Here is a 12,310-nt window from a genome sequence, read left to right as displayed (position 1 = left end):
TCACCTTCTGGCCCGTGTCAAACCGTGTGTCCCGGTCCGTCACGCTTCAGGCGGTTCGGCACCCGTGATTCAGCGCAGCGGAGGATCCGCTTCGCTAGATCATCGGATTTGGCAGGCCGGCCGTTACGGTCTCCCGCAAGCTCGCCCGGTGCCCTGCCGGTCGTAAACCTTACCCGGTCGGTTTCGCTCCGCCAAATCCGCCCCTCGGCGGTTGGGTGGAGCCCCACCCGGACCCGGTTGGCCGAGGATCAAATCCCTGGTCACCGGTGCCGGCGGATCAGGTTCACCAGGGCTTTCGCCCTGTTTGCCCCGTTCCGCGCTGGCAGAGAGAAAGTTACGCGTCCACCGGATTGATCGTCAAATCCGACGGGAGCGGCCCCCGTCACACTTGTCCCACCGAGGCTCGCAGCTACCGCTGCGTACCGCGGCGGGAGGCTCGCCAGGCGCGGAGGCCGAGCAGGCCAACGGTCGTGCCGATGGCCAGGGACGCCGCGATGAGCAACGCGTGCACCCAGAGGAAGCTGGTCGCCGGCCAGTCCCCAACCGTGCCGGTGGACCAGGATCTCGGGTCCTTCCAGATGGCCACGGCGAACCGGGGCCAGATCACCCAGGTCCAGACCCCGACCCCGGTGAGGAAGACGGCCCAGCCACGCGACAACACCATGGTCGGCGAGTATGCCAGCGGCCCGACCGGTACGCGCCGGACGCGCCCTCGCCGGTGTGCGCTTCTCGTTAGGATGCACCGGCACCGGTCGAGGCGGAGGTGGGTAGGCATGGTCCACGACCGTCCGTTGGCGGCACTCGCCCTGGTCGCGGCGGTGGCGACCGGCGCACTGGTGGCACCCGCGCCGCCGGCCAGTGCCGCGCCTGCGGTCTGTCAGAACCCGAGCGATCCGGGCCAGGTGAACACCGAAACCCCCTGGCAGCAACGGTGGCTCGCGCCGCAGCGGGTGTGGCCGTTCAGCACCGGCGCCGGAGTGCGGGTCGCCGTCATCGACTCCGGTACCGACAGCAGCCACCCGCAACTGGCCGGACGGGTGGCCACCGGCTTCGACGCGATGCGCGGCACGTCCGGCGGCGATTTCGACTGCGTGTCCCACGGCACCGCCGTGGCCAGCATCATCGCCGCCCGCCAGCGGGAGGGCGTCGGCTTCTACGGGCTGGCGCCGGACGCCACAATCGTGCCGATCCGGGTCAGCGAGCGCAGCTCCACCGAGGACGACGGCGGGGAGACCGTCACCGCCGCGGTCTTCGCGCAGGCGATCCGGTGGGCGGTCGACGACGGGGCCGACGTGATCAACATGTCGGTGACGCTTTACCGCAAGTATCCCGAGGTGGAGGCCGCCGTCCGCTACGCCGTGGAGCAGGATGTCGTGCTGGTGGCTGCCGCCGGCAACCTGCACCAGGAAGGCGACGGCCCCGATCCGGTGCCCTATCCCGCCGCGTACGACGGGGTGGTCGGGGTGGGCGCCATCGACGAGACCGGCGTACGGATCGCGAAGTCTCAGATCGGGCCGTACGTCGACCTCGTCGCGCCGGGAGGCGCGGTGGTGGCCGCGACCCGGGAACGCGGGCACGCCGTCTACGAGGGCACCAGCTTTGCCACGCCGGTGGTGAGCGCCACCGCAGCACTGATCCGCTCGGCGGAGCCCCGACTGTCGGCGCAGGAGGTCACCCGCCGCCTGCTCGCCACCGCCGACCCGGCCCGGGGCAGCGCCGCGCAGGGCTACGGCCGGGGAGTGGTCAACCCGTACCGGGCGGTCACCGAACGGCTGACCAGTGCGGCGCCGGTGGCCCAGCCGCCGCTGCCCGAGGTGCCGCACGACGCGGCGGCGCAGGCTCGCACCGACCGCTGGGCGTTCGTCGGCCAGCTGGCGCTCTGGATCGGACTGGCCCTGGCCGTCGTGGCGGTCGGTGTGGCGACGCTGGCGGCGCTGATGCCGCGCGGCCGGCGGACGCGTTGGCGGCCCGCCCGGCCGCCCACAGCGCCACCCGCCCGGCCCGAGATCGACGAGCCGGAGGAGGTCTTCTTCCGGGTGCCCACCTCGACGACCCGGGACTGACCCGGGAACGACCCGGACGACACGGACCGCCCCGGACGACACGGACCGCCCCGGACGACCCGGACCGACCCGGACGACAATGATGGCCCGGCGCGTACGCCGGGCCATCGTCGCTCAGAGCGGAGCCTCAGCCGCCGAACTTCGCGCGGTTGGCCGCCTCGCGGGCCTGCATGTTGGCGGCCGACTCGCGCAGCGCCCGCTCGATCCGGCCGAGCAGGTCACGCAGGTCGTTGGCGGCCGACTCCCATTCGGTCTGCCGACGGAAGTACGCCTCGCGGGCGTCACCGTCCCAGGTGGCAAGCATCGGAGCGATGCCGGACTTGAGGCCCTCCAGCTCGCTGGTCATGTTCCGGACCGCGCCGCCGCAGTTGTCCGCCGCCCCGTTCAGGGCGGCGAAGTTGTACCTGAGTTCCATTGCGATCTCTCCCCCGTCAGAGCTTCAGCGCAGCGGTGATCTGGCCGGCGCTGGCGCCCGCGCTCTGCATCTCGGACCTGATCTCCTCGTCGCTGACGTCGTAGTCCTTACCGGCGGAGCCGACGGCCTCGGCGATCGCGCGCAGCGCGACGTTCAGCCGGGCCATGTCCCCGTCGAACCGCTCACGGACCTGCTGGAAGGAACCGGCACCGGCGCCCTTCCACTGGTCGTAGAGCGGCGCGAGCTGGTCCATCAGCCGGTTCAGGTTGCCGGTGAGCCGGTCGGCGACGGCATCGACGTCGCCCTCGGTCTTCAGCATCAAGCCGGTATCGGTACGCATCGACATGGCGGAAGTCACCCCCGTCTTCGTTCGTTCGCCCCGCGTCCCCCGGGGGCGGCCTGTCATTCGGCGTGCCCACATCGACTCGCGATCACGCCGCGCATTCGTACGCACGGTATCGGGTCCCGCCCAACCCGCGCTAGCCCGCAGGCCGGTCAGCGAATCCAAAGTGGCTGGTCGGCCCGGTGCGGTGCGGCGGCGGGACGCCTCACTCCGGATCGAGTGCCAGCTTCACTCCGGGTCCAGGGCCAGCCTCACTCCGGGTCCAGGGCCAGCTTCGCGGTGGTCGGGTCGAGGGCCGGGCCGGCGGGCAGCCGGACCACCAGGCTGGCCGGCAGGCGTACCGGTTGCACGCCCGCGTAGCCCAGCATCCCGGACACCTCCGCGGAGGCCAGCGGGTAGCGGTAGCCCAGGTCGGTCACCAGGTTGACCGTGCCGCCCTCCTGTTCGGGCGCGGAGACGGCGGTGACCAGGACGCCATGGCCCGGCTCGATGACCACCCGGTCGGCAAGCGGTACGCCGTCGCGGGTCTGCTCCCGGGTGCGTACCGGCTCGCGTACCGGTTGGACCTGCGCGTCGAGCAGCACCGTCGGTTCGTTCTGGCCCGGCTGGTACGCGGCGCAGATCGCCGGCTGGTCGCCGGTCAGTCGGGCGATCTCGGGCCGCTGCTCGGGTGCGCGGTGCCGGCCCTGGCCCGGTGCCGCCGCCTTGGGCGCACCGGCGGCGGCATTGGCGGCGAGTTCGATCGGGGCCGGCTTGTCGCCGTCCGGGTACGCCGCCTCGGTCGCGTCGTCGGCCAGCAGCACGTCCGCCTGCACCGGGGTGATCGGGACGAGTCGCTCCCGTTCGGCCAGGTAGTACTGGCGGCTGCCGTTCTGGCTCTCCACCACGAAGACCTGGCCGACCCGGGCGTCCGGCAGCGCCGACGAGAACGAGCCCCGGTCGTCCACCTGCCGGGTGGCGATCGGTTCTCCGGCGGGCAGCGCGTTCAACCAAGCACCGCCGACCTCGACCACCGGCTCGGCGCTCATGGTGAGCCCCTCCAGCACGATCTTCTCGTTGCGGATCTCGTACCGGTGATCCCGCCAGATCAGGTGCATCCGCTTGGTCTTGCGTTCGCGGACCAGCAGCGCGGCGTCGCCCGGTTCCCGCCCGCCGACCGGGGCCCGGCCGACGGTGAGCACCGTGGTGACGACGGTGCCGCCGGCCGGGTCGCGGGCCGGTTGGGTGCAGAGCGTCCAGGGCCCGTCCAGGATCCGGCCGCGCGCCGGCAGCGCGTCCGGCGCGTCCGGGATGCCGATCCGGGGGCCGCGCGGCGTGCCGACAAGCGAGTTGCGGGAGACGGAGACCGTGGGGGCGGCCGAACCGAGGGCCAGCAGGGCGGAGGCGTAGTTGACCACCGGATGCAGTCGTCCCTCCCGGTAGAGGTACCGGGTGCCGGTCTCCTTCTCCAGGATGACCGCGGGATTGTCCTTCCACTTGGTGGCCCCGCCGGGGCGCAGCAGGCCGTACACCCCGACGGCCGCCAGGCAGAGCACGGCCACCATGACGCTGGCGAAGCCCGCGCCACCGAGCCGGCGGAACGGCGCCGACTCCGGGTCGGGCTCGCGTGCCACAAGCGCGGAGGTCATCCGCTGGAGGAAGAACTGGTACGACTGGACCTGGTCGCGCCGCGACGGCATGGCAGTCTCCCCGTCAGCCGTTGATCGCGCGCATGAACGCGTACAGACCCAGCACGCCGCAGGCCAACGGCACCACGGCCAACTGGAGCAGGATGTCGCACACGTCGCCGAGCCGGGCCAGCCGGGGCGACGGGGGGCGCCGGCTGTAGGCGAGCCCGGCGGCGGCCGCGATCCCGGCCCCGACAAGCGCCACCGGCAGCACCGCGAGGACCCGCGCCGCCGTCGACGCGTCGGCCGCACCGACCAGCGGCAGCAGGCCGAGCCCCAGCAGGCCGACGGCGAGCATCGGTACCCGGTGCCGGACGGTCGGCACCAGCCGGGCCCGCAGCAGGTAGCCCAGCGAGATCACCCCGGCGAGCAGCAGCGCGGAGAGCGTGCCGGTCGCGGTGAGTACGAGCAGGCAACCGATCGTGATCAGGAACGCCCCGAAGATCATGCCGGTGAGCACCTCGTCGGCGCGGGCAGTGGCCTGGTACACCACCTCGCGTCGGGGCTGCGGATCGTCGCGTACCAGATCCTCGGCGGTACGCGGCAGCGCGGGCATCGGCATCTTCCCGAGCCGGACGGAGAGCAGCGGCATGGCCGGCAGCAGCAGGGCCACCGCGCTTACCACGATGGCGCTGCCCTGCGCGGCGTCCATCGAGCCGAGGGCGATCAACCCGCCCACCATGCCCCAGCAGCCGACGAAGACCGCGGTCACGAAGACCCGGGTCGCGTCGCCCACCCCGAGCAGGCCGAGCAGGCCGGAGAGGAGCAGCACCGCCGAGCCGAGCAGCACGTGCGGCGCGCCAAGGGTCCACACCGACTCCCCGGTGCCGAGCACCAGCACGCCGCCGACGAAGGCGTAGGGCAGACCGGCGGCGGCGACGACCGCGCCGGCGAGGGAGTCGGCCATCGCCCGGGCGAGCACGATCCCGCTGACCAGCAGCAGACCGGCGGTGCCGAGGGCTATCGCACCGCCGAGCCAGCCGGGCTGGTCGGAGGTGATGATCACGACGAGGCCGAGCAGCAGCAGCACGCCGGCCACGATCAGGCCGGTGAGCCGGGTCGCGAACGGGGTCCAGGCCACGCCACGCCGCCGGGCGCCGTCGGCGACGGCCTCCATCAGATCGTCGTACGCCAGCTCCGGCCACTCCGTGCGGCGGGGCACCAGGTGCAGCGTCTCGCCGTCGCGGACGTTCTGGGCGGCGAGCGTACGGGTCAGGTCGACCGGGCTGCCGTCCCCACGGCGCAGCATCCACCCGCCGTGCGCGGTGCCGTCCGACGGATCCTCGTCGGCCTGGCGCAGCACGGCGGGGAGCAGCCCGACGATCGGCAGGTGCTCGGGCAGGGCGAGATCCAACCGCCGGTTGGGTGCGATGACGGCGATGCGCGCGAGTCCGGTTCCGGCCTGGGTGACCACTGAAGACCCCTCGGTACGAGGAGCGGGCCGACGGCCCGCGGCTGTCCTGACCGGCACAGGCTACCTACCATGTGCCGGTGACGCGGGTGCCGGTTGCACGCGGCGACCGGGCGTACGGGGGTGCCGGGCGTGCACTGCACGTCCAGGAGAGGCAACGGAGGTCTGTCACGTGAGCACGGTGGTCGTCAAGCGACCTGCCCGCCAGCCGGAACCGGAGTACCCCTCCGGCGAGGTGCTGTTGGACGCGCCGCCCGAGGTGCCCGCGCCGACCGGCAAGGCGTGGGGGCAGATGCTGATGCTGCTGCCGATGCTCGCCGGCTCCTTCGCGATGGCGTTGATGTTCGCCGGCCGGGGCGGGTCGACCATCGGCTACGTCACCGGCGGCCTGTTCGGGCTCTCCGCCCTCGGCATGCTCGGCTCCCAGCTGACAAACAACTCCGGTCCGGGCAAGCAGGAGATGCTCCAGCGACGCCGGGAGTACATGACCCATCTGTCCCGGCAGCGGCGGCGGGTACTCAAGACGGTCCGCCGGCAGCGGGAGGCCGCCTTCTACCGGCACCCCGACCCGGACATCCTCTGGTCGCTGCCGCTCGGTCCCCGGCTCTGGGAACGCCGCCGCGGCGATGTGGACTTCGGCACCGTCCGGATCGGACTCGGGCCGCAGGAGCTGGCCACGCCGCTGGTGCCGCCGCCGGCGAGCACGCTGGAGAAGCTGGAACCGATGTGCGCGCTGGCCCTGCGCCGGTTCCTCACCACCTACGGCGAGGTGCCGGACCTGCCGGTGACGATGGCGTTGAACGGGTTCGCCCGGGTGCACCTGCGCGGTGACGTCGACGCCGCCCGGGGGATGGTCCGGGCCGTACTCGCCCAGGCCACCGCCTTTCACGCGCCCGACGACATGCTGGTCGCGGTCTGCGTATCGGCGGATCGGCGGGCGCACTGGGAGTGGACGAAGTGGCTGCCGCACGCCCTGCACCCGTCGCGTACCGACGCGCTGGGTCAGCTGCGGTTGGTTGCCCCCTCGGTGAGCGGGCTGGAGGCGATGCTCGACGACGTGCTGGCCAGCCGGCCCCGCTTCAACGCCAGCGGCGGGGCGCTCCAGGTCGGCGGGCCGCACGTGCTTGTGGTGATCGACGGCGGCGACACCGCCGGCTCGGACCACCTGATGACCGAGGGCGGCGTGGAGGGCGTCACGCTGCTCGACCTCTCCACTCCGCCGCCGCGCCTGCTCGACCGGGCACGGCTGGTGCTGGACGTGACCGCGGACCACCAGCTGCACAGCACGACTGTGGACGGGGTGGCGGAGATCGGCCGGGCGGACGACTGCCGGCTGGCGGAGATCGAGGCGCTTGCCATGCAGCTGGCCCCGCTGCGTCTCTCGGCCGCCTCCCGGGGCAGCAGCGGCGACACCCCGCTCGCCACCGAGATGGGCCTGGTCGAGCTGCTCGACATCGGTGACCCGTACGAGTTCGACGTGGACCGGGCCTGGCAGCCGCGACCCAACCGGGACAAGCTGCGGGTGCCGATCGGGCTGGGCGCCGACGGCGCACCGGTGGAGCTGGACCTGAAGGAGTCGGCGCAGGACGGCATGGGCCCGCACGGGCTGCTCATCGGGGCCACCGGTTCCGGCAAGTCGGAGCTGCTGCGCACCCTGGTGCTGGCGCTGGCAGCGACGCACTCCTCGGAGAGCCTCAACTTCGTCCTGGTCGACTTCAAGGGCGGCGCGACCTTCACCCGGCTGGACGGGTTGCCGCACACCAGCGCCGTGATCACCAACCTGGCCGACGAGCTGCCGCTGGTGGACCGGATGACCGACGCCATCAACGGCGAGCTGGTCCGCCGGCAGGAACTGCTCCGCTCGGCCGGCAACTACGCCTCCCAGCGCGACTACGAGAAAGCCCGGGCGGCGGGCGCGCCGCTCGCCGCGCTGCCGAGCCTGCTGATCATCTGTGACGAGTTCTCCGAGCTGCTCACCGCCAAGCCGGACTTCATCGACATGTTCGTGCAGATCGGTCGGGTCGGCCGGTCGCTCGGCGTACACCTGCTGCTGGCCTCGCAGCGGTTGGAGGAGGGCCGGCTGCGCGGGCTGGACACCCACCTGTCGTACCGGATCGGGTTGCGGACCTTCTCGGCGATGGAGTCCCGGGTGGTGCTGGGCGCCACCGACGCGTACGAGTTGCCCCGCTCGCCGGGGCACGGTTACCTGCGCTTCGGCACCGAGCCGCTGGTCCGGTTCAAGGCCGCGTACGTCTCCGGGACGTACCGCAGCAAGACCGCCGCGGCGGTCGCGGCCGGCGGCGGCGAGGACCAGGTACGCGAGTACAGCACCGGCTACGTCGCTCCGCCGGTGACCCGTACGCCGAAGGAGGAGGAGCCGCCGGAGCCGGCCGACGGGGTCGGCGAGAGCGTGCTGGACATCCTGGTCGGGCGACTCGTCGGCCGGGGCAAGCCGGCGCACCAGGTGTGGCTGCCGCCGCTGAACGAGCCGCCGACGCTTGACCAGTTGCTGCCGCCGCTGAGCACCGACCCGGCCCGGGGCATCACCGTGGCGCACGCCGGCCTGCTCGGTGAGTTGCAGGTGGCGGTCGGCATCGTCGACAAGCCGTACGAGCAGCGCCGGGACGTGCTCTGGTTCGACCTGGCCGGCGCGGCGGGACACGCCGTGATCGTGGGCGGTCCGCAGAGCGGCAAGTCCACCCTGCTGCGGACCATCGTCACCGCGCTGGCGCTGACCCACACCCCGCGCGAGGCCCAGGTGTACTGCCTCGACCTGGGCAGCAGCGCGTTGTCGTCGCTGCGCGACCTGCCGCACGTCGGCTCGGTGGCGACCCGCCTCGACGCCGGCCTGGTCCGGCGTACCATCGCCGAGCTGCAACTGCTGATGGGTGAGCGGGAGCGGCGGTTCGCCGAGCGCGGCGTCGACTCGATGGCCGCGTACCGGCGGGCTCGCCGGCACGGCCAGCACGACGACGACCCGTTCGGCGACGTCTTCCTGGTCATCGACGGCTGGGCGACGCTGCGGGCGGAGTTCGAGGACCTCGAACCGACAATCAACGACATCGCCAACCGGGGGCTCTCCTTCGGCATCCACCTGGTCGTCACGGCCGGACGCTGGATGGATCTGCGCCCGGCCGTCCGGGACGTCTTCGGTACCCGGCTCGAACTGTGGCTGGCCGACCCGAGCGACTCGAACCTGGACCGCAAGGCGGCGATGAACGTGCCGGAGAAGTCACCGGGCCGGGGCATCACGCCGGACGGGCAGCAGTTCCTGGCGGCACTGCCCCGGGCCGACGGCGCGCAGGAGACCGACAGCCTGCCCGAGGGGGCCCGCAAGCTGGTCACCGATCTGGCCGCCGCCTGGCAGGGGCCGGGTGCGCCGCCGATCCGCCTGCTGCCGCCGATCGTCCCGTACGGCAGCCTGCCGAGCACCGGACGGCCGGGCGTGCCGATCGGCATCGCCGAGGTGGACCTCCAGCCGGTGCACCTGGACTTCGCCGCCGACCCGCACTTCATCCTCTTCGGCGACGGCGAGTCGGGGAAGAGCACCTTCCTGCGGTCGCTGGCCCAGACGATCGTCGACCGGCACGAGCTGACCGAGGCCCGGCTGGTGCTCGTCGACTACCGGCGCAGCCTGCTCGGCGACATCAACACGCCGCACCTGATCGGTTACGGCTCGACCGCGCAGGTCACCGAGACCATCGTCGCCGAGGTGGCCGCGGTGATGCGCGACAGGCTGCCCCCGCCCGACATCGACGCCGAGCGGCTGCGGGCCCGGGACTGGTGGAAGGGTCCCGACCTGTACGTGCTGGTCGACGACTACGACCTGGTGGCGGGGACGGGCAGCAATCCGCTGACCCCGCTGCTGGAGTTCCTGCCCCAGGCCCGGGACATCGGCCTGCACCTGGTGATCGCCCGGCGTACCGGCGGGGCGAGCCGGGCGCTCTACGAACCGGTGCTGATGCGGCTGCGCGAGATCAGCACGCCGGGCATCGTGATGTCCGGCAACCGGGACGAGGGGGTGCTGCTCGGCACCGTCCGGCCCGGTCCGCTGCCACCCGGGCGCGGCTGGCTGGTGGCCCGGCGCGGTGGCACCCGGCTGGTGCAGTTGGTGAACCTGCCGCCACGGTCGTGAGCTGCGGTACGGGGTTGCCTGATCAGGCGGCTTTCGGCCAGAGTGGATCGACAACGGGGAGGAATCATGGGCGATGACTGGCTCGTCAACGAAGAAATCAACGTCGACATTCAGCAACTGAAGGACTTCGCGGAGGCCGTCCGGCGGGAACTGGAGGGCAACTTCCAGCCCAACTACGAGAACGGTCTGCGCCCGATGCTGAATACCCGCGCGCCGTTCGGCAGCGGCGGGATGCAGGAGGCCGCCTTCTTCCGGGGCCGGCACGACGACAGTCGGCTCGCCGTGCAGCTTCTGATGGAGGACGTGGTCCGGGGCCTCGTCTCGCTCAGCACCGCGGCTGGGGCAATCTCGGCCGAGTACCTCGACGGCGACGCGATGGCGCGGGCCACAAACGACGACGTGCACCAAGCGTTCCGAGGGGTGGACGGTCAGGAGATTCTCACCGGCGAGTGGCAGCAGGATGGCGGGAACGCGGCCGGCGGCGGCACGGGAGCTGAGGACCGGGCATGAGCGAGGACTACTACGGCTGGCGGCCGATCGGCCAGCCCTACCACATGGGCATCTCGGACGACTACGCGGCGGATCGGGCCGCCCAGGCCAGGCCGTACGAGCCGACCGCGTGGGACGGGGTCGACATCGAGCAGATGCACGAGTACGTCACCAAGGAGGACGACGGACGTACCGCGACGCTCGCCGAGACGTGGTCGCGCGCGGCCGACCTGCTGCGCGTCACCCGGGAGAACCTCAAGCGGCACGCCGACGCGCTGGACGCCAGGTGGGACTCGCCCGCGGGTCGGGTCTTCATGTCGAAGGTCGGTGCCACGCTGCACTCGCTGGACGAGTGGCAGCGGGTCGCCGCCAGCAACGCCAGCGGCCTGTCGCAGCTGGCCGACAAGATCTCGACCGCCCAGCGCGACATGCGGGAGCTCTACCGTCAGTACGAGGCCGAGCAGCGGACGCAGCGGCGGGCCTACGAAGAGGACAAGGCGAAGATCACCTTCAGTGACCTCTTCGGCGACAAGCACAAGACGCCCGACGAGGTCCGGCGGGAGTTCCACCAGCGCGCCAAGAACATCGCCAAGCCGCTCGCCGACTTCTACATCGACGTCTACATCTCGAAGATCTCCCGGGGCGGGAAGTTCAAGGGCCCGACCGAGGCGGCCCCCTTCGAGGAGGTGGGCGGCGGGCGCCCCGGCGGCTCGGGTGGTGGGCCCGGTTTCCGGCCGGGCACGTCCATCATCGGTGGGCCCTCCGGCGGGCCGGACCGCCCGAACCTGCCACCCAGCCCGGAACCGCCGGCCCGGCCGGAGCTGATTGTCCGACCGACCGATCCGCCCGGCGTCACGCCGGTGGTGCCGGAGGGCCCCGGGCTGGCCGGTGGCACCATCACGCCCGTACCGGCGCCCCCGCCGCCGCCGATCACCACGCCGAACCCGCCGGTGCCGCCCGGCCCGGCACCGCCACCGGTGGTGCCACCCGGTCCCCGACCCGTACCGCCCGCTCCCCGACCCGTACCGCCCGCTCCCCGACCCGTACCGCCCGCTCCCCGGCCCGGTCCGCCCGGCCCGCCGCACACGGGCCCCCGGCCCACCCTGCCCGGAGCGGGCGGCCCGACCACCAATCCCGGCAGTCGAGGTCCGCTGCCGAACCGGACCACCCTCCCGGGTGCGAACGGGCTCGGTAACCCGTCGGTGGTGCCGGGCGGTCAGCGGGGTCCGGTCCCGAACCGGGCGACCCTGCCGGGCAACACCGGCGTTCCCGGCCCGCGTAGCAGTGCGCCCGTGCGGCCCACCACCCCGCCGCCCAGCCTCGGCGGCCCGCGGGGCGCCGCGCCGGGCACCCCGCGCCCGGCGACGCCACCGCTTACCGGTCGGCCCCAGCAGCCACCGGCCACCCGGGCCCCCGCCGCCGGGGCGCGTCCCGACCTGGGCGGTCGTACCGGTGCCGCCCGTCCCGCGCCGACCACCGGCCCGGCACCGTCGCTAGGTGGCCGGCGCACCGCCCCGATCGCACCGATCCCCGGTAAGGGAGCCGGCCGCGCCGGAAAGCAGGAAACCTGGGAGTACGGCGACGGCGACTACGAGCTGTGGGTCACCGAGTCACCAGGTGCCGGCGTCATCGAGGCGCCAACCGAGCGTCGACCCCGCGAGCAGGGCCGGGCACTCGGCGGCAGTTGACAACGGGCGGGCCGGGCACCCGACGCCGGGTGTCCGGCCCGTACACCCCAACCCTCAGCACTCAACCCTGGGTGTCCGGCCCGTACCATGCGGTGACGC

9 protein-coding genes are annotated in these 12,310 nt (G+C 72.8%); 4 read left to right on the top strand and 5 right to left on the bottom strand.

The window, feature by feature from the left end:
* Nucleotides 1-409 precede the first annotated feature (409 nt).
* Nucleotides 410-664 carry an SCO4848 family membrane protein gene (locus AC507J_RS30655; RefSeq protein ID WP_496293754.1) on the bottom strand — a complete coding sequence of 85 codons (255 nt, stop codon included), beginning with the start codon at nucleotides 662-664 and terminating at the stop codon, nucleotides 410-412.
* A 109-nt stretch (nucleotides 665-773) separates the two neighbouring features.
* Between AC507J_RS30655 and mycP the strand changes: the two genes are divergently transcribed.
* Nucleotides 774-2,063 (top strand): type VII secretion-associated serine protease mycosin, encoded by a 1,290-nt coding sequence (mycP, locus tag AC507J_RS30650; protein ID WP_496293752.1) that lies wholly within the window; start codon nucleotides 774-776, stop codon nucleotides 2,061-2,063.
* 127 nt (nucleotides 2,064-2,190) lie between these two features.
* Here mycP and AC507J_RS30645 read toward each other — a convergent pair whose 3' ends face one another.
* The 4 genes from AC507J_RS30645 to eccD form a co-directional block, all read right to left on the bottom strand.
* Nucleotides 2,191-2,478 (bottom strand): WXG100 family type VII secretion target, encoded by a 288-nt coding sequence (locus tag AC507J_RS30645; RefSeq protein WP_496293750.1) that lies wholly within the window; start codon nucleotides 2,476-2,478, stop codon nucleotides 2,191-2,193.
* 16 nt (nucleotides 2,479-2,494) lie between these two features.
* The gene (locus AC507J_RS30640; RefSeq protein ID WP_341721449.1) at nucleotides 2,495-2,824 is read right to left on the bottom strand and encodes a WXG100 family type VII secretion target; all 330 of its coding nucleotides are present in this window, start codon (nucleotides 2,822-2,824) and stop codon (nucleotides 2,495-2,497) included.
* Nucleotides 2,825-3,072: 248 nt separating this feature from the next.
* Complete coding sequence (gene eccB / locus AC507J_RS30635; RefSeq protein WP_496293747.1) at nucleotides 3,073-4,500, bottom strand: type VII secretion protein EccB; 1,428 nt, start codon at nucleotides 4,498-4,500, stop codon at nucleotides 3,073-3,075.
* A 13-nt stretch (nucleotides 4,501-4,513) separates the two neighbouring features.
* On the bottom strand, nucleotides 4,514-5,902 hold the full coding sequence (gene eccD, locus AC507J_RS30630) for a type VII secretion integral membrane protein EccD (protein ID WP_496293745.1): 1,389 nt from the start codon (nucleotides 5,900-5,902) through the stop codon (nucleotides 4,514-4,516).
* Between the two features lie 169 nt (nucleotides 5,903-6,071).
* Between eccD and eccCa the strand changes: the two genes are divergently transcribed.
* The 3 genes from eccCa to AC507J_RS30615 all read left to right on the top strand — a co-directional run bounded on the left by eccCa (nucleotide 6,072) and on the right by AC507J_RS30615 (nucleotide 12,211).
* Nucleotides 6,072-10,034, top strand: coding sequence for a type VII secretion protein EccCa (gene eccCa, locus AC507J_RS30625; RefSeq protein ID WP_496293743.1), 3,963 nt, complete (start codon nucleotides 6,072-6,074; stop codon nucleotides 10,032-10,034).
* Between the two features lie 66 nt (nucleotides 10,035-10,100).
* The gene (locus AC507J_RS30620; protein WP_496293741.1) at nucleotides 10,101-10,544 is read left to right on the top strand and encodes a hypothetical protein; all 444 of its coding nucleotides are present in this window, start codon (nucleotides 10,101-10,103) and stop codon (nucleotides 10,542-10,544) included.
* Nucleotides 10,541-12,211: a hypothetical protein gene (locus AC507J_RS30615; RefSeq protein ID WP_496293739.1), complete on the top strand. Its 1,671-nt coding sequence runs from the start codon at nucleotides 10,541-10,543 to the stop codon at nucleotides 12,209-12,211. Before AC507J_RS30620 ends, AC507J_RS30615 begins: the two co-directional genes overlap by 4 nt.
* Nucleotides 12,212-12,310: the final 99 nt, after the last annotated feature.

The sequence above is a fragment of the Micromonospora sp. PRAS1 genome (genome assembly GCF_059553435.1).
This window is presented reverse-complemented; position numbering and strand designations above follow the sequence as displayed.

What these genes read in the sequence shown, in the direction of transcription:
- AC507J_RS30620 (WP_496293741.1), top strand. Translation starts at nt 10,101, where the DNA reads ATGGGCGATGACTGGCTCGTCAACGAAGAAATCAACGTCGACATTCAG.
- mycP (WP_496293752.1), top strand. Translation starts at nt 774, where the DNA reads ATGGTCCACGACCGTCCGTTGGCGGCACTCGCCCTGGTCGCGGCGGTG.
- AC507J_RS30645 (WP_496293750.1), bottom strand. Translation starts at nt 2,478, where the DNA reads ATGGAACTCAGGTACAACTTCGCCGCCCTGAACGGGGCGGCGGACAAC.
- eccB (WP_496293747.1), bottom strand. Translation starts at nt 4,500, where the DNA reads ATGCCGTCGCGGCGCGACCAGGTCCAGTCGTACCAGTTCTTCCTCCAG.
- AC507J_RS30655 (WP_496293754.1), bottom strand. Translation starts at nt 664, where the DNA reads ATGGTGTTGTCGCGTGGCTGGGCCGTCTTCCTCACCGGGGTCGGGGTC.
- AC507J_RS30615 (WP_496293739.1), top strand. Translation starts at nt 10,541, where the DNA reads ATGAGCGAGGACTACTACGGCTGGCGGCCGATCGGCCAGCCCTACCAC.
- AC507J_RS30640 (WP_341721449.1), bottom strand. Translation starts at nt 2,824, where the DNA reads ATGTCGATGCGTACCGATACCGGCTTGATGCTGAAGACCGAGGGCGAC.